Annotated in this window: 19 protein-coding genes; 14 read left to right on the top strand and 5 right to left on the bottom strand. The window is 70.7% G+C overall.

From position 1 onward, the window contains the following. The first annotated feature begins 48 nt into the window (after positions 1–48). The 3 genes from QFW80_RS06710 (at position 49) to QFW80_RS06700 (ending at position 1,243) form a co-directional block, all read left to right on the top strand. A complete protein-coding gene (locus QFW80_RS06710) occupies positions 49–534 on the top strand; it encodes a hypothetical protein (RefSeq protein ID WP_280600767.1) in 486 nt (161 codons plus the stop codon). 126 nt (positions 535–660) lie between these two features. Beyond that, entirely contained in the window at positions 661–945 is a 285-nt protein-coding gene (locus QFW80_RS06705; RefSeq protein WP_280600765.1) for a type II toxin -antitoxin system TacA 1-like antitoxin, read from the top strand. A gap of 1 nt (position 946) precedes the next feature. Beyond that, positions 947–1,243, top strand: a complete 297-nt coding sequence (locus QFW80_RS06700; RefSeq protein ID WP_280600763.1) for a type II toxin-antitoxin system RelE/ParE family toxin — start codon at positions 947–949, stop codon at positions 1,241–1,243. 169 nt (positions 1,244–1,412) lie between these two features. Here the strand turns inward: QFW80_RS06700 and QFW80_RS06695 are convergent, their stop codons facing one another. After that, complete coding sequence (locus QFW80_RS06695) at positions 1,413–2,303, bottom strand: LysR family transcriptional regulator (RefSeq protein WP_280600761.1); 891 nt, start codon at positions 2,301–2,303, stop codon at positions 1,413–1,415. Positions 2,304–2,400: 97 nt separating this feature from the next. Between QFW80_RS06695 and QFW80_RS06690 the strand changes: the two genes are divergently transcribed. From QFW80_RS06690 to QFW80_RS06660, 7 genes are all read left to right on the top strand, one after another. Beyond that, positions 2,401–3,270, top strand: a complete 870-nt coding sequence (locus QFW80_RS06690) for an SDR family oxidoreductase (RefSeq protein WP_280600760.1) — start codon at positions 2,401–2,403, stop codon at positions 3,268–3,270. A 197-nt stretch (positions 3,271–3,467) separates the two neighbouring features. Further along, positions 3,468–5,474 (top strand): BCCT family transporter, encoded by a 2,007-nt coding sequence (locus QFW80_RS06685; RefSeq protein WP_280600758.1) that lies wholly within the window; start codon positions 3,468–3,470, stop codon positions 5,472–5,474. 185 nt (positions 5,475–5,659) lie between these two features. Continuing rightward, positions 5,660–6,058 carry a VOC family protein gene (locus tag QFW80_RS06680; protein WP_425603525.1) on the top strand — a complete coding sequence of 133 codons (399 nt, stop codon included), beginning with the start codon at positions 5,660–5,662 and terminating at the stop codon, positions 6,056–6,058. A gap of 107 nt (positions 6,059–6,165) precedes the next feature. After that, complete coding sequence (locus QFW80_RS06675; RefSeq protein WP_280600755.1) at positions 6,166–6,543, top strand: VOC family protein; 378 nt, start codon at positions 6,166–6,168, stop codon at positions 6,541–6,543. 330 nt (positions 6,544–6,873) lie between these two features. Beyond that, positions 6,874–7,260 carry a hypothetical protein gene (locus tag QFW80_RS06670; RefSeq protein WP_280600753.1) on the top strand — a complete coding sequence of 129 codons (387 nt, stop codon included), beginning with the start codon at positions 6,874–6,876 and terminating at the stop codon, positions 7,258–7,260. A 53-nt stretch (positions 7,261–7,313) separates the two neighbouring features. After that, a complete protein-coding gene (locus QFW80_RS06665; protein ID WP_280600751.1) occupies positions 7,314–7,529 on the top strand; it encodes a hypothetical protein in 216 nt (71 codons plus the stop codon). Further along, positions 7,510–8,094 carry a DNA-3-methyladenine glycosylase gene (locus QFW80_RS06660; RefSeq protein ID WP_280600750.1) on the top strand — a complete coding sequence of 195 codons (585 nt, stop codon included), beginning with the start codon at positions 7,510–7,512 and terminating at the stop codon, positions 8,092–8,094. Before QFW80_RS06665 ends, QFW80_RS06660 begins: the two co-directional genes overlap by 20 nt. Before the next feature lie 589 nt (positions 8,095–8,683). Here the strand turns inward: QFW80_RS06660 and QFW80_RS06655 are convergent. From QFW80_RS06655 to QFW80_RS06640, 4 genes are all read right to left on the bottom strand, one after another. After that, positions 8,684–9,037 carry a response regulator gene (locus QFW80_RS06655; protein WP_280600748.1) on the bottom strand — a complete coding sequence of 118 codons (354 nt, stop codon included), beginning with the start codon at positions 9,035–9,037 and terminating at the stop codon, positions 8,684–8,686. Positions 9,038–9,512: 475 nt separating this feature from the next. Continuing rightward, positions 9,513–12,323 carry a PAS domain-containing protein gene (locus tag QFW80_RS06650; RefSeq protein ID WP_280600746.1) on the bottom strand — a complete coding sequence of 937 codons (2,811 nt, stop codon included), beginning with the start codon at positions 12,321–12,323 and terminating at the stop codon, positions 9,513–9,515. A gap of 208 nt (positions 12,324–12,531) precedes the next feature. Then, positions 12,532–14,325 carry a sensor domain-containing diguanylate cyclase gene (locus QFW80_RS06645; RefSeq protein ID WP_280600743.1) on the bottom strand — a complete coding sequence of 598 codons (1,794 nt, stop codon included), beginning with the start codon at positions 14,323–14,325 and terminating at the stop codon, positions 12,532–12,534. 505 nt (positions 14,326–14,830) lie between these two features. After that, positions 14,831–15,016 (bottom strand): hypothetical protein, encoded by a 186-nt coding sequence (locus QFW80_RS06640; RefSeq protein ID WP_280600741.1) that lies wholly within the window; start codon positions 15,014–15,016, stop codon positions 14,831–14,833. Positions 15,017–15,170: 154 nt separating this feature from the next. Here QFW80_RS06640 and QFW80_RS06635 point away from each other — a divergent pair, with 154 nt between their 5' ends. The 4 genes from QFW80_RS06635 to QFW80_RS06620 all read left to right on the top strand — a co-directional run bounded on the left by QFW80_RS06635 (position 15,171) and on the right by QFW80_RS06620 (position 18,641). Then, positions 15,171–15,683, top strand: coding sequence for a hypothetical protein (locus QFW80_RS06635; protein ID WP_280600739.1), 513 nt, complete (start codon positions 15,171–15,173; stop codon positions 15,681–15,683). A 12-nt stretch (positions 15,684–15,695) separates the two neighbouring features. Next, positions 15,696–17,270, top strand: a complete 1,575-nt coding sequence (locus tag QFW80_RS06630) for an XVIPCD domain-containing protein (protein ID WP_280600735.1) — start codon at positions 15,696–15,698, stop codon at positions 17,268–17,270. A gap of 189 nt (positions 17,271–17,459) precedes the next feature. Continuing rightward, the gene (locus tag QFW80_RS06625) at positions 17,460–17,978 is read left to right on the top strand and encodes a glycine zipper domain-containing protein (RefSeq protein WP_280600733.1); all 519 of its coding nucleotides are present in this window, start codon (positions 17,460–17,462) and stop codon (positions 17,976–17,978) included. A 156-nt stretch (positions 17,979–18,134) separates the two neighbouring features. Then, positions 18,135–18,641 carry a YciE/YciF ferroxidase family protein gene (locus QFW80_RS06620; protein WP_280600731.1) on the top strand — a complete coding sequence of 169 codons (507 nt, stop codon included), beginning with the start codon at positions 18,135–18,137 and terminating at the stop codon, positions 18,639–18,641. The last annotated feature ends 205 nt before the right edge of the window (positions 18,642–18,846 follow it).

Raw genomic sequence — 18,846 nt, 5'->3', positions numbered from 1 at the left:
GGCCGGACCGCGCCGGTGTTCCCTTCACATGGACCAAGGAGACACGTGATGTCGCAGAACCTGATCGACCTGAGCCTGGATGCCGAGCGGCTGGGACGCCTGGATGCCGCGCTGGCGGCGGTGGAGGCCGAGCTGGCCGGGATGGCCGCGCTGGGCCCGGACCAGATCCGCGAGCTGACCAAGATGGGCGCCAAGTCCGAGGCCTTCGTGCGCCAGGCCACGGTGGCCTTCGGCGAGAACCCGGGCGTGCTGCCGCGCAACTTCGACCTGGAAGGCTTCCAGCGTGACCTGGCCACGCTCGATGCGCTGCGCCCGCGGATGCAGCGGCTCACGCGCATCCACGAGCGCATGTCCGGCACGGAGATCGCGCTGGGCAGCGACCTGATGAACGCGGCGCTGGAGGGCTATGCGGTGCTGAAGGTGTCGGGCAAGGGGGAGGGGATGGAAGCGCTGAAGCGCTTGCTGTCGCAGCGCTTCAGCCGGTCGCCGCGTTCGTTGGCGGACGGCACGCCGGAAGCCGTGCCTGCGGGGTGATCGCGACTGGGTCCGCGATCGGCCGTGGGGGCCCCGCTTCGGCGGGGCTTTTTTGTTGACCGCGAATGCAGGCGTCGCGATGGTGTGACACACTTGTGCTACTGCTGCAATCTGCCGGAGGTCGCCTTGAGCACCACCACCATCCGCCTGCCCGAAGACCTCAAGGCCCGCGTCGCCAAGGCCGCGGAAGCGGCCGGCACCACCTCGCACAACTTCATTCTGGAAGCCATCGCCGAGAAGGCCGCGCTGGCCGAACAGCGCGCCGAGTTCCATGCGCTCGCGGACCAGCGCTATGCGCAGTTCCTCGACTCCGGTGAAAGCATTCCGTGGGAAGAAGCGCGCACGTACCTGATGCAGCGAATCGCAGGCAAACCCGCGAAGCGGCCGTTGGCCAGGAAGCAGGCCCGATAAGGTGGCGCGCGTCCGGCTGGCGCCCGGCGTCATCGAGGATCTGGACAGGATCGTCGACCACATGCATCAGCACGAGGTCGAGGCGGCCGACGACCGCGTGAACGAGATCATCAGCGCACTGGATGTGCTTGCCGACAACCCGCTGATCGGTCGCCCGGCAGGTGACGATCGGCGCGAGCTTTTGATTGGTCGCGATGCGCATGGCTACGTGGCGCTGTATCGCTTTCTTGCAGTGATCGACACCGCGCTGGTGCTGGCGATCCGTGCGCAACGCGAGGGAGGCTACGCACGCCCGTAGTCTGGAGCCAAGGGGCGGGCGTCAGGCTGGGGAGGCTTCGCTTTGGTGGGGTCTCTACTGTTTCGGGTGCTTCGTTGGCGCGGCGAAGAGCGCCCTCATCCGCCCCTTCGGGGCACCTTCTCCCGTCAAACGGGAGAAGGGACATCAGGAGCATCGGCGCGCGGAATGCTCAGCCTTTGACGTAGGCGGCGAGTTCTTCGGGGTGGCCCTGGGGGAAGGCGTCTTTCAGGAATTCCAGGAAGGCCGACACGCGGGCGCTCAACAGGCGGCGGGACGGGTACAGGGCCCAGAGTTCGATCGGCGGACCCTGGCCGTCGCCCCAGTGCAGAAGGGTGCCGGTGCGCAGGTCGCCGGCGACGAGCGACAGCGGCAGCAGCGCGGCGCCGATGCCGGTGCGCACGGCGTCGCGGATCATGATCAGCGAGGCCAGGCGCAGCACCGGGTCGATCGCGATGCGCTGCTCGCCGGTGGCGGTGGTGAGCGTCCACGCGGCGTCCTGGCTGTTCACGCGCACCACGGCGGGCACCGCCGTGTCCTGCGCCGGGCGCGGCAGGGTGGGGGCGGCCACCGCCACCAGGCGGTCGCGCAGCAGCACGCGGCCCACCAGCTGGGCGTCGCGCTGCGGGTTCACGCGGATCACCAGGTCGACGCCTTCCTCCACCATGTCCACCGGCCGGTCTTCGGTGGTGATCTCCAGCTGCACCTGCGGATGGCGCCGCGCGAACTCGGCCGCCAGCGTGCCCAGCGCTGTCTGCGAGAACAGCAGCGGGGCGCTGACGCGCAGCCGGCCGCGCGGGGTGTCGCCGCCGGAGGCGACGGCGGCGGTGGCTTCGCCCAGTTCGGTCAGCAGCGCCTCGGTGCGCTCGAACAGGGCGCGGCCCTCCTGGGTCAGCTTCAGCGCGTGCGAGCCGCGCTCGAACAGCCGCACGCCGAGGCTGGCCTCCAGTTCGGACACGCGCCGGGACAGGGTGGCCTTGGGCCGGTCCGCCAGCCGGGCCGCCCGGCCGAAGCCGCCGTGGCGCGCCACCAGGTTGAAATCGGCCAGCGCCAGGAGATCCATGTGTTCCGCCAGCGGGACAGGTGGTCCAAGTATATGGGCTATCGGTCCGTCAGAGAAACGACAACCATGGGCCTCCCAACCAACGCGGAGCTTTCCCATGACCATCCTCATCACCGGCGCCACCGGCCAGATCGGCCGTCAGGTCGTCCAGCAGCTCGTCGACCGCGGCGCCGACGTGCGCGCCCTCGTCCGCACCCCCGCCACCGCCGATCTGCCCGACGGCGTGGACGTGGTGCAGGGCGACCTGCTGGATGTCGACGCCCTGCGCCGCGCCTTCGCCGGCATACGTACCCTGTTCCTGCTCAACGCCGTGGTGCCCGATGAATTCACCCAGGCGCTGATCGCGCTCAACGTGGCGCGCGAGGCCGGCGTGCAGCGGCTGGTCTACCTGTCTGTGATCCATAGCGACCGCTACGTCGACGTGCCGCACTTCGCCGGCAAGTACGGCGTGGAGCGGATGATCGAGCAGTCGGGCTTCAACGCCACCCTCCTGCGGCCGGCGTACTTCATCGACAACGACCTCACCATCAAGGACGTGGTGCTGCAGCACGGCGTGTATCCCATGCCCATCGGCGGCAAGGGTCTGGCGATGATCGACACCCGCGACATCGCCGAGATCGCGGCACTCGAACTGCTGGCCCGCGACCGCGCGGCGGACGGCACGGCGCTGGCGCGGCTGAACCTCGTCGGCCCGGACACCCTCACCGGCGAAGACGTGGCGCGCCTGTGGTCCGACGTGCTGCGGCGCCCGATCGCCTACGGCGGCGACGACACCGCCGGGTTCGAGCAGAACCTGCGCCAGTTCATGCCGCCGTGGATGGCCTACGACATGCGCCAGATGGCCGCGCGTTTCCTCACCGACGGCATGGTGCCCGAGGCGGGCGACGTGGCGCGGCTGGAGCAGCTGCTGGGCCGCCCGCTGCGCACGTACCGGGAATTCGCGGCGGGGATCGCGGCCGCGGCCTGAGCCGGCGGCACACCCCGCGCGAGCGGATCCGGCGGCCAAGCGCGCATGCCGGGTTCGCCCGCGTCCCGAAAGGCCGGAACCGTCCGCTTGCTACCGTGGCTTCACATGCCGGTCGCGCGCGCCGTTCCAGGTTGGGGGATCGCTGGATGCGAACCCCCGGCCCACCCGGCGCGCCGGCCACCGATCTGGAGCCCGACATGTCAGTTCTCCCAGTGACGCCGTCACCGGACGAGCAGCCGCCCGCGCGCCGCTGGCACGCCGCCATCCTCGGCCCGGTGTTCTACCCGACGGCGCTGCTGATCGCGCTGCTGGTGGCGCTCTCGTTCGCGGCACCCGAGGCGTCGGCGCTGCTGTTCGGCCGCGCCAAGACGTGGGTGGCGCAGGATGCGGGCTGGTTCACGATCCTGGTGGTGGCGGGGTTCCTGGTGTTCATCGTGGGCCTTGGCGTGAGCAGCCTGGGGCGGATCCGGCTGGGGCCGGACCACAGCCGGCCCGACTACAGCTATCCCACCTGGTTCGCGATGCTGTTCGCCGCGGGCATGGGCATCGGCCTGATGTTCTTCGGCGTGGCCGAGCCGATCATGCATTTCGCCGAGCCGCCGGTGGGCGATCCGGGCACGGTGGCCGCGGCGCGCCAGGCGATGCGCATCACCTTCTTCCACTGGGGCATCCATGCCTGGGCGATCTACGCGGTGGTCGCGCTGTCGCTGGCCTACTTCGCCTACCGGCACGGCTTGCCGCTGCGCATCCGCTCGTCGCTGTATCCGCTGATCGGCGAGCGCATCCATGGCCCCATCGGCCATGCCGTCGACACCTTCGCGGTGCTGGGCACCATCTTCGGCCTGGCCACGTCGCTGGGCCTGGGCGTGATCCAGATCAACTCGGGGCTGCGGTACCTGTTCGACGCGCCGGTGGGCGTCGGGGTGCAGGTGGCGCTGATCGCGGCGATCACGCTGGTGGCCACCGTGTCGGTGTTCACCGGGCTCGACCGCGGCGTGCGCCGGCTGTCGGAGTTCAACATAGCGCTGGCGGTGGCGCTGCTCGCCTTCGTGCTGGTGATGGGCCCCACGGTGCACCTGCTGCAGGCCTTCGTGCAGAACACCGGCATGTACGTGTCGAACGTGTTCTCGATGACGTTCAACCTCTACGCCTACGAACCCACCAGCTGGCTGGGCGGCTGGACGCTGTTCTACTGGGGCTGGTGGATCGCGTGGTCGCCGTTCGTGGGCATGTTCATCGCGCGCATCTCGCGCGGGCGCACCGTGCGCGAGTTCGTGGTCGGGGTGCTGCTGGTGCCACTGGGCTTCACCTTCCTGTGGATGACGATCTACGGCAACAGCGCGCTGTACCAGGTGATGTCCGGGGCGGCGCCCGCGCTGGTGGAGGCGGTGCGCGCGGACACCTCGGTGGCGCTGTTCCAGTTCCTAGAGGCGTATCCGCTGCCGATGCTGACCTCGGCGGCCGCGACCTTGCTGGTGGTGATCTTCTTCGTGACCTCGGCCGACTCGGGCGCGCTGGTGATCGACATGCTCTCCTCGAAGGGCGAAGAGGAATCGCCAGTGTGGCAGCGCATCTTCTGGGCGCTGCTGGTGGGTGCGATCGCGATCGCGCTGCTGATCGCCGGCGGGCTGGAAGCGCTGCAGGCCGGCACGATCGCCAGCGCGTTTCCCTTCACCTTCGTCATGCTGCTGATGGCCTGGGGCCTGCTGCGCGCGATGCAGCTGGACGTGACCAGGCGCCAGAGCATCCGCGCGGCACGCGTCTCGGCGCCGGGCCACGCGACGGCCGACTGGAAGGCGCGTATCCGCGCGCTGATGCAGAGCCCGACCCGGGCCGAGGTACTGCGTTACCTGGAAGGCACGGTGCGCCCGGCACTCGAAGCCGTGGCGGCCGAGCTGGGCCAGCAGGGCCTGGAGGTCAGGGTGGAGAGCGGCGAGAACGGCCGCGCCTGGCTGGAAGTGGGGCACGGGGCGGAGATGGATTTCTTCTACTCCGTGCGCCCGGTGGCCTACGAACCGGCCGAGTTCATGCTGCGCGATCCACGCCGTCCGTCCAGCGACGCGGACAGGTTCTTCAGGGCCGAGGTCCACCTGCGCGAAGGCGGCCAGGACTACGACGTGATGGGCTGGGGGCGCGACGAACTGCTGCACGATGTGCTCGACCAGTACGAGCGGCATCTCCACTTTCTCGATGCGGTGCGCTGAGTCCGGGCGGTGGTCCGGCCGTCTGCCGCACGCGTGGTCCCGGGGACGTCCCGGTCGCACGGCTGCAGCGAACGTGCACGGACACGATCGCTGTCCGGTACACGCAACCGGGCGCCCTGTCGATTCCTTGCTCCGCGGTTCGTCGCCATGGCATCCACTCACTGAAGGACCACCCCGTGCCCCGCATGATCTTCGTCAACCTGCCCGTCGCCGACCTGGCCGCCTCGATCGCCTTCTACGAGGCCCTGGGCTTCCGCAACAACCCGCACTTCAGCGACGCCACCGCGGCCTGCATGGTCTGGAGCGAAGCCATCCACGTGATGCTGCTCACCCACGACAAGTGGCGCACGTTCACCACCCGGCCGATTCCGCCGGCCAGTTCCAGCGAGGTGCTGCTGGCCATCTCGCTCGACGATCGCGAGGCGGTGGATGCCCTCAATGCCACCGCGGCCGCGAATGGCGGTACCGGCGACATCAACCCGGCGCAGGACCACGGCTTCATGTACAGCCGCGCCCTGGCCGACCTGGACGGGCATGTGTGGGAAGCCTTCTGGATGGACCCGGCGGCCGTGCCTGCCGACTGAGGCGCAAGGCTTCCCCCGCGCAGCCGGGCGATCGTGGCCACTGGATGGACGCCACCGCAGCCCCGCGACTGACCCGCATCGTGTTTCCAACCCACTGGAGCGCCATCATGCTCAAACACAAGACCTCGTCCGCCATCGTCGCCGTGAGCGACCTCGACCGCGCGCGCCGGTTCTATGCGGACACCCTCGGGCTGGAACTGGATGGCGACGGGGGCGAGGGCGTGCTGACCTTCCGCACCGGCGACACCTGGCTGGTGGTGTATCCGTCGAAGGGGCTGCGGCCCGGCACGGGCAATGCGGTGGTGTGGAGCGGGGGCGGGGACGTGGCGGCGATCGCCGCGGACCTGCGCGGCAAGGGCGTGCGGATGGAGGAATATCCGGAGATGGGGCTGCGGATCGAGGCCGGGGTGCACCTGGACGAGGGGTTCGCTGGGATCTGGTTCAAGGATCCGGACGGGAACATCCTGCACGTCAACAGCTTCTAGAGGGCGGCCCGGCGAGAAGATCAGGCGTGTGCTGCCTCCGCGCTGCGGAGCATCGCGCCCTTTAATGGATGGGCGGTGCCGACGGCGGAGGGGAACGCTTTCCGACGCGTTGTCGCATTGCCCATTCGGGCCTGCGGGCCACCTTCCACGCGTGGGACAGGCGCAATGCCGCGTGAACCAGGGGAAGGAACACAAGGGCGCGCCTCGTTGAAGAGCGTCGGCTTTCAGGTCTGCGGGCCGATGGCACAGGCTTTGCATGGGGCCTGTGCGCCCCGCCGGAGGTCCCGGCGGACGCATCGTCCGGCCCCTGGGCCGTCCAGAGATTCCACCATGCTCAGCTTGCAGACCGAAGGCACCGTCATTCCCGGCCCCTGGCCGTCCCAGGCTCCGGCCGTTGCGGCCGCGCCTGCGCCACGCCTGGTCGGTGCCGTCACGCCCGAGGCGTCTTCGCCGCGTCCCGCCGCGCCGCCGCGCGGGCAGGAGCGCCGCAAGGACGCGCAGCCCACCGCGCCGGAGCTGCTGCGGGCCGGGCTCACGCCGCCGCAGCTGGTCACGCTGGAGGCGATGGAGATCTTCCGCTGGCGGCTGGCCTTCGTGCGCCGGCCGCTGTTCCAGCCGCCCATCCCGGTGCTGTTCGACCAGGACAACACCCGCCACGTGGTGATCCGCGAGGACGGCACGCTGGACGAACAGCCGATGCTGAAACTGCGCGGCTGAGGGCAGCGCCGGAGTTGACGCGCACCCCACGCCGCCGGGGCGATCATCGCGCCATGAAGCCCGTTCCCAAGCTCGACCGGCCCGCGATCGAACAGCGGCTGGCGCAGATCGACGCCGAACTGCCGCTGCTGCGGCAGGACATGGAGACCTTCTTCGACGCCGTGCAGGATCGCGCCGACGCGCTGTGCCGCGAAGTCGAGCCGGCCGAGCGCGAATGGGTGCGCAGCCGCGTGCAGGCGATGGTGGAACGTGTCGACGACGACGCCTGACCCCTGGGCGCCGCTGCCGCGGGACTTCTACCGCCGGCACCCGGCCGAGGTGGCGCCGGAACTGCTCAACAAGCTGCTGGTGCACGACGACGGCCGCGCCGGGCGCATCGTCGAGGTCGAGGCTTACGCCGGCGCGGAGGATCCGGCCGCGCATTCGTTCCGCGGCCAAACGCCGCGCAACGCGACCATGTTCGGCGAGCCCGGCCACTTGTACGTGTACTTCATCTACGGCCTGCACTGGGGCAGCAATGCGGTGTGCGGCGAGGTGGGCGAGGGCGCCGGCGTGCTGCTGCGCGCGATCGAGCCGATCGCCGGGCTCGAACGCATGCGCGCGCTGCGGCCGGCGGCTCGGCGCGACCGCGACCTCGCCAACGGGCCGGGCAAGCTGTCGCAGGCGATGGGCCTCACCCGCGCGCACGACGGCGCGGACCTCGTGACCGGCGACCGCGGCGTGCGCATCGTCACCGACGGCATGCCACCACCGGCGGAGCCGCGTATCGGGCCGCGGGTGGGGATCTCAAAGGCGATCGATTTTCCATGGCGGTGGCGGACGCCGCTGGGGTAGGGGCGAGGGGGGGCGAGGTGTGGTGCGAGGTAGTGGTGCGAGGCGGCCGCCGGCATCCCCGGGTGCGCTCCGCTTACCCGGGCTACGCGACGGCGCTTGTGTAGCCCGGATAAGGCCGAAGGCCGCATCCGGGTTCGCGGGACATCCGGATCGATGGGCGAAGGCTTCCCCGGGTGCGCTTCGCTTACCCGGGCTACGCGACGGCGCTTGCGTAGCCCGGATAAGGCCGAAGGCCGCATCCGGGGTTGCCGGGGCATGTGGATCGATGGGGCGAAGGCCTCCCAGGGTGCGCTTCGCTTACCCCGGCTACGCGACGGCGCTTGCGTAGCCCGGATAAGGCCGAAGGCCGCATCCGGGGTTGCCGGGGCATGTGGATCAATGGGGCGAAGGCCTCCCCCGTGTATGGGCGAAGGCTTCCCCGGGTGCGCTTCGCTTACCCGGTTACGCGACGCGGCCCCTGCGTCGCTCGGATAAGGCCGAAGGCCGCATCCGGGTTCGCGGGGCATCCGTCGATGGGGCGAAGGCTTTCCCGGGTGCGCTCCGCTTACCCGGGCTACGGGCGACGCGGCGACGCGCGCATCGCGGGTGCCTAGGCCGGCGCCAGCAGTTCCAGCAGCTGCGTCAGGCGATAGGGCTTGGCGAGGAACTGCGCGTCGTCGGGAATCTCGGGCAGCTGGGCGCGGGTGCGGCCGGAGGACAGGATCACCCGCGCCTGCGGCTGCAGCTCGCGCGCGCGGCGGGCGACATCCACGCCGGAGACGCCCTCGGGCATGCTCACGTCGCTGACGATGAAATCGAAGGTCTTGCCCGTCGCCATGTGGTCCAGGGCCTCGACGCCGGAGCGCGCGGTGACCACGTCATAGCCCATGTCGGAGAGCTCGTCGCCCACCAGTTCGACGATGGCGAATTCGTCGTCCACCAACAGCACCGCCGGGTTGCGCATCGTGTCCCCTCGTGGATAGGCGGGTGCAGGCCGCATGCCCGGACGGGCGACGCATCCCCGGCGTGCACCGCGGGGCGGCAGCATCTCGCACCGGGATGTGATGATTGCGTCAATGGCCGGCGCGACGTGCCTCGGCAGCGGATGCGTGGGCTGCGGGGGACCTGGGGAGGCGAGAGTGCATGGGGAGGCGGGTGTGCAGGGGCGCGCGGGCGGAGAATGATGTTGGCGACGCGGTGCACCCCGGATGCGCTTCGCTTATCCGGGCTACGGGAGCGTCGCCTCGATGGGCGGAGTCGCATCGGGGTTCGGGCATGGGGCGTTCCGGAGGGTGGGCGTGGCCCAGGATGCGCTTCGCTTGGCCGGGCGACGCGATCCGACGCAGTCGAGTTGCCCGGATCGCGTAGCCCGGATAAGGCCGAAGGCCGCATCCGGGGCTGGTCGCGCCATCACCGGGGCGTCCCGCCGGCGCGCGCCCCTACCGCAGCGGCGCCAGTCCGTCGATCACCGCGCGCACGCGCTGGGCGAGGTCTTCGGCGGTGAAGGGCTTGCCGATCAGGTGCACGCCGGGGTCGAGCACGCCGTTGTGCACCACCGCGTTGCGGCTGTAGCCGGTGGTGAACAGCACCTTGAGGTCGGGTCGCGTCTCGCGCGCGCGGTCGGCCAGCTGGCGGCCGTTGAGGCCGGGCATGATCACGTCGGTGAAGAGCAGGGCGATGTCCGGATGCGCCTCGAGCAGGCGCAGCGCCGCCTCGGCGCCGTCGGCTTCGAGCACGCGATAGCCCAGGTCCTGCAGCACCTGCACCGAGAACTCGCGCACCGCCGGCTCGTCCTCCACCACCAGCACCAGTTCCTGCGCATCGCCCAGCGGCAGCGCGGTCGATGCGCGCGCGGGCGCGTCGGCCTGCGGCTGCGGGCGCCGCAGCAGCCGCGGCAGGTACACCTTCACCGTGGTGCCCTGGCCGACTTCCGAATAGATCTTGACGTGCCCCGCGGACTGCTTGACGAAGCCGTACACCTGCGACAGCCCAAGCCCCGTGCCGCGCCCGACTTCCTTGGTGGTGAAGAACGGATCGAAGGCCTTGGCCATCACTTCCGGCGGCATGCCGGCGCCGGTGTCGGTCACCGCGATCATCACGTACTGCCCGGCCTGCACGCCGGCGTGCTCGGCGGCGTAGCGATGGTCGAGGTCGCAGTTGGCGGTTTCCACCGTGAGCCGGCCGCCGTCGGGCATCGCGTCGCGCGCGTTGACGGCGAGGTTGAGGATCACGTTCTCCAGCTGGTTCTCGTCGGCGTTGATCCACCAGATGCCGGCGGCCAGCACCGTCTCCAGCTGCACGCTGCTGCCCAGTGAATGCGTGAGCAGGCTCGACATGCCCGCCACCAGCCGGTTGGGGTCCAGCGCCACGGGCTGCAGCGGCTGCTGGCGCGAGAACGCGAGCAGGCGCTGGGTGAGCTGCGCGGCGCGGGTGGCGCCGTTGAGGGCGAGGTCCACGTAGCGCTTGTTGCGCGGGTCGCCGTCGCCCAGGCGCCGGGCCAGCGCATCCAGCGGGCCGATCACGGTGGCCAGCATGTTGTTGAAGTCGTGCGCGATGCCGCCGGTGAGCTGGCCCACCGCCTCCATCTTCTGCGCCTGGCGCAGGGCGTCCTCCACCTGCGCGCGCCCGGCGATCTCCTCGGCCACGCGCGCCTCGAGCCGTTCGTTGAGTTCCTGCAGGCGCGCCTCGCTGGCCTTGCGCGCGGTGACGTCGATCGCCACGCCCACCACGCGCACGCAGCGCCCGTCCTCGAACAGGCCGCGGCCCTTGGCCGCCACCCAGCGCACGATGCCGTCCTCCTTGCCGACGGTGCGGTACTCGACGTCGTACAGGGCGCGGCGGGCGGGGTCGGCGGCGGCCGCGAACGCCGCGCTGGTCGCGTCGAGGTCGTCCGGATGCAGGCCGTCGTAGAAGTCGCGCAGGCTGACCGGCACGTCCGGCGAGATGCCGAACATGGCCTTGGTGCGCGGCGGCCAGATCAGCTGGTCGTGCACCAGGTCCACGTCCCAGAAGCCCAGGTCGCCGGCATCGGTGGCCAGGCGCAGGCGCTCCTCGCGCTCGGCCAGCGCGGCTTCGGCCTGCTTGCGCGCGGTGAGGTCGAGCATCGCGCCGATCATCCGCACCGGCGCGCCGCGATCGTCGCGCAGCACGGCGCCGCGGTCGAACACCGCCGCATAGCTGCCGTCGGCGCGGCGGAAGCGGTATTCGCCGCTCCAGGCATTGCCGCCGCCGTCGACCACGGCGTGGATCTCGCGGTCGATTCGCGCGCGGTCGTCGGGATGGATGTGCTCGATCCACCATTGCGCGCTGGTCTGGTCCGCATCGTGGCCGAACAGGGTGCGCAGCGCGTCGTTCCAGATCACGTGGCCGTCGACCATGCGCCAGTCCCAGATGGCGTCGTTGGTGGCCTGTGCCGCCAGCCGGTAGCGCTCCTCGATCTCGCGGTGGCGGCGCTCGGCGGTGCGGCGCGCGGTGATGTCGACCGAGGTGCCCACCAGGCCGACCACGGCGCCGCTTTCATCGCGCAGCGGGGCCTTGGTCGAGAGCCAGTACGCGCTGCGGCCGTCGGGGAAGCTCACCGCTTCTTCCAGCTGTTCGGCCCGCCCGCTGTCCATCACCCGCGCGTCGGCGGACATGACTGCGGCCGCCTGCTCCGGATCGGCCAGCAGCTCGGCATCGGTGCGGCCGATGTAGGCCTCCGGCGGCCGGCCGAGCAGCTCGGTGGTGCCGCGGTTGCCGATCAGCAGCCGGCCCTGGCGGTCCTTGGCGTAGACCACGCCCGGCACCGCCTCGATGAAGGAATCGAGCAGGCTGCGCGCCTGGTCGCGTTCGGACTCCAGCCGGCGGCGTTCGTCGATGTCGATCAGCACGCCGGGGAAGCGCAGCGGGTGGCCGTCGGCGTCCAGCTCCACCCGGCCCACCGCTTCCAGCCAGCGGTAGGTGCCGTCGGCGCCGCGGGCGCGATACTGGTGCACGTAGCGGCCGCCGCGTGCGAGCACCGCCTCGATCGCATCGCCCAGTGCGGCCTGGTCCTCGGGATGCACGGTGGCGACCACCTGCTCCAGGCGCAGGTTCTCGCGCGGCAGCGCCGGATCCAGTCCGAACGCCTGTGCGAGCGCTTCGTCGACGCTCAGCGCGTCGCCGGCGACATCCCAGAACCAGGTGCCCACGATGGCGCCAGCGGCCATGGCCAGCTGCACGCGCTCGGCGTCGCGGGTGGGCGGGGTGTCACGGTCGCGCGATGTGGGCACGGCAGCCTCGCGGGGCGGGGGCCTGCATCGCGCCGCGGGGCTCCGCGACGGCGCTGCGAGGGCGCGGGTGGGCCGCGCAGTCTAGACCAGCGTGGGCCGTGCGGTCGTGCAGGCCGCGATCCGCGGGCAGGGCCGGCGCGCCCGGGTGACGCGCGGCGTCGCCGAGCGCCCGTTCCCGGCGGACGCTCGCGGGCGTGGGCGTCGCGGATCAGTACGGCGTGGCGACGTGGTAGCGGTTGCGGCCGGCCTGCTTGGCGACGTAGAGCGCCGCATCGGCGCGTGCCATGAGCGTGGCGGGGTCCACCGGCTCGCGCGCGTGCGCCACGCCGATGCTCGTCGAGACCTCCAGCGGTTTTCCGCCGGCCTCGACCGGTGCGGTCATCGCCGCGACCACCTTGCGCGCGACGGCCTCGGCACCGTCGGCGGATCCGTCCTCGAGCAGGATCACGAATTCGTCGCCGCCCACGCGCGCGACCAGGTCGGTCTCGCGCACGCTCTCGCACAGGCGCCGGGCGAAGGCCTGCAGTACCGCGTCGCCGGTGGCGTGGCCGTGGCCGTCGTTGATCGACTTGAAGCGGTCGATGTCCATCGCCAGCAGGCCGATCGGCGTGCCGTGGCGCTGCAGGCGCTTGCAGGCCAGGGACAGGCGTTCGTCGAACTGGCGGCGGTTGGCCAGGTCGGTCAGCGGGTCGACGCGCGACTGGCGCTCCAGTTCGCGCCGGCTCTCGGCCAGCGCCTGTTCCGCCGCGACCCGGCGGCTGATGTTGCGGGCGTTGATCATCAGCTCGGTGCGGCCGCTGCCGTCGTCGGCGGGGATCGCGCGCGACACCGCCTCGACCCACACGTAGTGCCCCTCGCGGTGGCGCAGGCGGTACTGGTCGGTGCGCGGTTCGCCCGAGGCCAGTGCGCTGGCCATCGACTGCTCCAGCGCATCGCGGTCGTCCGGGTGCACGATCGACCAGCGCGAGCCCAGCAGTTCGTCCGCGTCCCAGCCGAGCATCTCGGTGGCGGCGGGCGAGACGTAGACGCGTTCGCCGTCGGCGCGCACGCGGGTGATGGCGTCGTGCGAGTGGTCGGCCAGCATGCGGTAGCGGCGCTCGCTCTCACGCAGGCGGCCGGCGAGGCGGTCGCGTTCGGCCAGCGCCAGGCACACGGGAATCGTCATCAGGCAGCCGCCGGCGATGTAGAGCTGGATCAGGGCGATGCGGCCGGTGTCGTCGAGGCCCTGCTGCCACAGCGGGCCGTGTCCGAGCGTGGTGAGGGTGGCGGCCACCAGCGCCATCGCGATCACGCCCAGGCCGGCGCCCACGAAACGGTGCTGCACCGCCACCAGCAGCAGCGGCGGGTAGGCCAGGAACAGCACGGCGTAGTCGGTGAGGAACACGCCCGCCGTGGTCGCCACCAGCAGCGCCAGCGACGCCAGCAGGCTGCCGGTGCGGCCACGCAGCGCGAACAGGCGCGTGCGTTCGCGCTGCGCGACCAGGGTCATCGTCGCCACCACCACCATGCCCACCACGTGCGCCGAGAACCAGCGCCCCAGCGCGGGCAGGAACGGCTGCGCGTGCATGGCATGCGCCACGCCCGCCGCCAGCGCGCCCGAGCCGGCGCAGGCCAGCAGCGTGGCGGCGGTGGCGATGCCGCCCATGCGCATCCAGTCGCGCGGATCGCGGGTGTCGGACACCCGCCAGCGCACCGCGCCTGCCACGACCAGTGCTTCGATCAGGTTGCAGGCGGCGATGGCGACGGCGTAGGGCGCTTCGTCGCCAGCCAGCATGCGCGCCGCGAGTTCGGCGACGAAGGCGACCGCGATGTAGCCACGCCAGGTGGTGGTGCGCCGCGACAGCAGCCAGCCGGCGAGGATGCCGTTGCCGATCCAGATCGCCGCCAGTTCGCCCGGTCCGCGCGCCAGCGCGAGCGAAAGCCACGCGGTGGACGCGATGAGCACCGCGAGGATGCAGCGGTCGAACCAGTAGCTGCGCGACCAGGTCGGGCGATCGGCCATGCGGGACTCGCGTACGGACTGCGGTGCACTGTAGGCAGCCATGCGCGGGATGTCATGCCGCGGTTGCACGCGGGCAGCCGTGTGCGGCCCGCACCTGGCGGGGCGCACGACCGCGTAGCCCGGATAAGCGAAGCGCATCCGGGGGATCGACGTGCGGAAGGGCTGACGGAGGTGGGAACAGACCTTCGATTCCGTAGCCCGGATAAGCGCAGCGCATCCGGGACTCGACATGCGGAAGGGCTGACGGAGCTGGGCACAGACCCTCGATTCCGTAGCCCGGATAAGCGCAGCGCATCCGGGACCTAAGGATGCCCGGTTGTCCGAACGCAACGAATGCGCGAGCCCGCAATGTGCGCCCGGTCAAGCGCTCCCGCCACGCCGTGCTCCGCTCGTCTCCCCTCGCGCTCGATACACCCGGCGAAGCCGAAGCACGCGAGTACGCGTCACCCATCCCGCCCCGGCTGCGCTTCGCTTATCCGGGCGACGCGGGATCGATGGCCGTGTCCTATCGCGTGCCGGTCGGCGGCGGGATCTCCGGCGTCCCGTTCTTCGGCGTCCCCAGCGTGGCCTGCAGCACCGCCGCCGTGATCGCCAGCGCGAACAGCACCAGGAACCCGTACCCGACGAGCTTGCCGATGCGTCGATCCGGTCGACGGAATTCCTGCGCGGTGGGCTTGTGTTCGGCGGTCATCGGCGTGCGTCCTGGTTCGAATGCCGCCAGCCTGCGCGGATGGCCGTGGGCTGGCTGTGAATGCGGTCCTGTCTCGCCTGGCCGACCTTGCGTGGATTTGACTCCGCCTTCCCCCGGAGGGACGATTCGGCCCACGGACCACGCGAACTCAGGGATGACGACGATGCGCGTTCATGGAACGGGGCTGGCGCTTGCGGTGTGCATCGCCGCCGCCTGCTCGCAGCAGGACACGAAGGCGCGCAGCGAACCTGTGCTGGACAGCGGCCCTGCGGCGGCGGCAGTGGACCCTGTCGTTGGGATGGCGCCCGATCGCACCCCGCGCACGCTCGAAGCTGAGCCGTCCTCCGAAAGTTCGAAAGGCTGGGTGGAATATCCCAGCGAAATCAGGGGTCAATGGGTCGAGCGGGAAATCGGTTGTCCGATCAACTACGACGGCGAAAGCTTCCTGTCGATCGAGGCCGACCTGATGGGTCAGTACGAGAACACCAGCCGGGCACGGCGCGTGGAGGTCGTCGGGACACACCCTCCGACGTGGCGCATCGAGTTGGCCTACAGCCCGGGGACCGGCGAGCATGACGGCGCCGACCCGGTGATATTCAGGCTGGACGGGCCAACGCTCGTCATCGGGACCGGAGCTGGAGAGACGGCCTACATCCGCTGCGAGTGAAGGACCACGGAAATGGCGACCGGCAGGACGTTCCGCGTCGAACAGTTGGGCGCGCCGAAGGGAACTCGGGATCTTCAGGTCAACGAAGCAGTCGTGGATCTCGAAGACCTCGTCACGCACCACCCCCGGGCCAACCGCCATATCCACATGCGGGATGGCGCCGTGTTCGGTGCGGAAGATCAGCAGCCGCGATATCGCGGTGGCGACCGGTCGTACGCGTTCGTCTCCGGAGAATTCCAGGAGACCATCGATGCGACCACCGATCGCTATGGCTCCTTGAAGCCGGACCAGGTGCTGATCGTCAAGGACTTCATCCTCGAAGACCCCGCGCCGCCGCCTGGCAAGCGTCCTCGCGAGATCGGCGTTCCAGCGCCCGTCGGCGGAATCGTGAGCATGGTTCGCCAGAGCGGTGGCATGGTGGAAATCATCGACCGCCAAGGCGGCGAGGTCGTGGCCCGTATTCGCCATCTGGATCCGGTTTCCGTGCGGGTCGGAGACACAGTCGAGTACGGACAGTCGCTCGGGGTGCAGGGAAATCGCGGATTGCCGCGCACAGCCGGCGTGCACGTCCATATTGAAGTGGATACGCGGTACTACCGGCAGTTCGAGCACTACATCGAAGATCTCGCGAGCGGAAGGCTCACGGTCGAGGCGGAACATCGTCGGGACTTGGGCGCGAGGGCAGTCGAGGAAGATGGGATTCTCAGACTCGGCGAAACCAGCGACCGCATCGCCACCGTCCAGCGTGCCCTGGCCGCGGACGGGTACCGCGCCACCGGGGATCGCCCGATCACCATCGACGGCGTGTACCGGCTCGACATGCAGGGCGCGTTGCTCGCGTTCCAGCAGGACCACCGCATTCCGCGGACCGGCGATGTCGATCCGGCGACGGTGCAGGTGGCGCTGCGGGTCAACCTCGACCGGCCGCTCGGGCCGCTCGGGCCGCTCGGGTCGGCGCCGCCGGCCCCGGTCGCGGCGATCGAGGTGCTGCCTTCGGCGATGCGCGAACTCGAACTCGGTCTCGATCCACGTTTCACGCCCCGGCCCGGGCAGCCCGCGCCCGACGCGGGCCATCCCGCCGATCCGGCGCGCACGCGGCGCGAGCCGCGCGAGCACGGCCATCCGTTCCACGATCCGGCGCCGATGCTCGAACGCGCGCGCACACCCGATGATCCCGGTCATCCCGATCACGCACTGCGCGAACGGATCCGCGACGGCGTGCGTGCGCTCGACGCGGGTGCGGGCAAGCGCTGGGACGCCGACAGCGAACGCCTGAGCGCCGGCCTGCTGGTGTGCGCCCGCGCCGCCGGATTCGACGCCGGGGATGCGCTGCACGTCGCGACGAGTCGCGCCACCGACGTGGCCGGGGGCGGCGAGTTCGTGTTCCTGGTGCGGCATGGGCCGACCGCCTCGCCCGACCCTGCAGCGAACCTCGCCCGGCTGCGCGTCACCGATGCGCTGTCGACGCCGGTCGAGCAGCACTATGCGCAGTTGGAGCGCTTCGAGCCGCAGCGCGATCCGGCCTTCGCCGCGACCCGTGCACCTGCCGTCGAGCCGGCCAGGCACGACGCACCCGGGCTCGGCTGAACGGTCGCCAGGGTTCGACGCGCGCGCCGACTCCACTCCGTGCACCGGCTGCATGAAGCGTTCTCGATCTAGCTGAATCCGCGCGGATCCGCGTTCAGCAGATCGCACTGCAGCAACACGTCTCGCTCACGCCGCCGGCCGCACCTTTGGCGCCGGCCTCGGGCCGACCCCCTTCCATGGAGCATGGCGATGACGAACCACAACGACGAAACGCATCTCGACAAGCATGATGCCAACCGCGATCCCATCACCGGCACGCCCGGCGCGCATCCCGTCGGCACGGGCGTAGGCGCCGCCGCCGGCGGCGTGGCGGGTGCGGCCGTGGGCTCGGTGGCCGGACCGGTCGGCACGGTGGTCGGCGCTGCGGTGGGCGCGGTGGCCGGTGGCCTCGGCGGCAAGGCGGTGGGCGAACGCGTGAACCCCACGGTCGAAGAAGCCTACTGGCGCGAGAACTACAGCACCGAGACCTACCGCAAGCCCGAGTTCGGCTACGAGGACTACGCGCCCGCGTATCGCACCGGCTACGAAGGACGTGCTCGCTACGCCGACCGCGACTTCGATGCCGCCGAAAGCGACCTGCGCGCCGAATACGAGCGCGGCCGCGGCAACTCGCGGCTGGAATGGAACGACGCGCGCGATGCCACCCGCGCCGCGTGGCACCGCGTGGAGCGGGCCCTGCCGGGCGACGCCGACGGCGACGGCCGCTGATCGATCGCCTATCCGCGTGAACGCGGCAACCAGGCCCGTCGACGGGCCGGGACTTGCCGTTTGCGGTCCGGCGGTCGTGTGAGCCACGCCGTCGGACCGGTCATCCCACGCTCCGCGCTCCGGAGCGCATCCCACTACCTTGACGGAGCATGTGACATGTCAGTGAAGAACTTCGAAGAACTGTTCATCCACGAGCTTTCGGACACCTACAGCGCCGAGAAGCAGATGTCCAAGGCGCTGCCCCGGCTCGCGCGCGCGGCAGACAATCCCAAGCTGGTTGCGGCCTTCGAGGCCCACCTGGAAGAAACCCAGGGGCAGATCGAGCGCATCGACCAGATCGTCGAACTGATGGGCATCAAGCTCAAGCGCATCAAGTGCGCCGCGATGGAAGGCCTGGTCGAGGAAAGCAAGGATGTGATCGACTCGATCGAGAAGGGCCCGCTGCGTGATGCCGCGCTGATCGGTGGCGCGCAGAAGGTCGAGCACTACGAGATCGCGGCCTACGGCACGTTGGCTGCACTCGCCAAGCAGCAGGGTCAGCGCGATGCGCTCAGGCTGCTGCTGGAGACGCTCAAGGAAGAGAAGTCCACCGACGAGAAGCTCACCATGATCGCCGAACAGGGCGGCAACGAGCGCGCCCAGGCCGACAGCAAGGCCGCCTGACCGCGGTTGCGTCGGGACCTGGGAGTCCGCGTCACCCGGCACGATCCAGTGCAGGCGCGATGCCGGGCGACGCGGCCTTCCGCTGGTTTCCGGCGCACTCGCGATCCGGTGTACGTGCCGTCGATACATCCTGATACCAGTGCGACGTCGAGGCCCCGGTTCCGGGGCCTCGCTCGCATGGGCTGGAGGCCCGGGCGATCGGCGC

The organism is Luteimonas rhizosphaericola, from assembly GCF_029888045.1.
Taxonomy (GTDB): domain Bacteria; phylum Pseudomonadota; class Gammaproteobacteria; order Xanthomonadales; family Xanthomonadaceae; genus Luteimonas; species Luteimonas rhizosphaericola.
This window is presented reverse-complemented; position numbering and strand designations above follow the sequence as displayed.

What these genes read in the sequence shown, in the direction of transcription:
- QFW80_RS06635 (WP_280600739.1), top strand. Translation starts at nt 15,171, where the DNA reads ATGACGACGATGCGCGTTCATGGAACGGGGCTGGCGCTTGCGGTGTGC.
- QFW80_RS06680 (WP_425603525.1), top strand. Translation starts at nt 5,660, where the DNA reads ATGATCTTCGTCAACCTGCCCGTCGCCGACCTGGCCGCCTCGATCGCC.
- QFW80_RS06645 (WP_280600743.1), bottom strand. Translation starts at nt 14,325, where the DNA reads ATGGCCGATCGCCCGACCTGGTCGCGCAGCTACTGGTTCGACCGCTGC.
- QFW80_RS06675 (WP_280600755.1), top strand. Translation starts at nt 6,166, where the DNA reads ATGCTCAAACACAAGACCTCGTCCGCCATCGTCGCCGTGAGCGACCTC.
- QFW80_RS06670 (WP_280600753.1), top strand. Translation starts at nt 6,874, where the DNA reads ATGCTCAGCTTGCAGACCGAAGGCACCGTCATTCCCGGCCCCTGGCCG.
- QFW80_RS06695 (WP_280600761.1), bottom strand. Translation starts at nt 2,303, where the DNA reads ATGGATCTCCTGGCGCTGGCCGATTTCAACCTGGTGGCGCGCCACGGC.
- QFW80_RS06685 (WP_280600758.1), top strand. Translation starts at nt 3,468, where the DNA reads ATGTCAGTTCTCCCAGTGACGCCGTCACCGGACGAGCAGCCGCCCGCG.
- QFW80_RS06690 (WP_280600760.1), top strand. Translation starts at nt 2,401, where the DNA reads ATGACCATCCTCATCACCGGCGCCACCGGCCAGATCGGCCGTCAGGTC.
- QFW80_RS06665 (WP_280600751.1), top strand. Translation starts at nt 7,314, where the DNA reads ATGAAGCCCGTTCCCAAGCTCGACCGGCCCGCGATCGAACAGCGGCTG.
- QFW80_RS06630 (WP_280600735.1), top strand. Translation starts at nt 15,696, where the DNA reads ATGGCGACCGGCAGGACGTTCCGCGTCGAACAGTTGGGCGCGCCGAAG.
- QFW80_RS06640 (WP_280600741.1), bottom strand. Translation starts at nt 15,016, where the DNA reads ATGACCGCCGAACACAAGCCCACCGCGCAGGAATTCCGTCGACCGGAT.
- QFW80_RS06620 (WP_280600731.1), top strand. Translation starts at nt 18,135, where the DNA reads ATGTCAGTGAAGAACTTCGAAGAACTGTTCATCCACGAGCTTTCGGAC.
- QFW80_RS06655 (WP_280600748.1), bottom strand. Translation starts at nt 9,037, where the DNA reads ATGCGCAACCCGGCGGTGCTGTTGGTGGACGACGAATTCGCCATCGTC.
- QFW80_RS06625 (WP_280600733.1), top strand. Translation starts at nt 17,460, where the DNA reads ATGACGAACCACAACGACGAAACGCATCTCGACAAGCATGATGCCAAC.
- QFW80_RS06710 (WP_280600767.1), top strand. Translation starts at nt 49, where the DNA reads ATGTCGCAGAACCTGATCGACCTGAGCCTGGATGCCGAGCGGCTGGGA.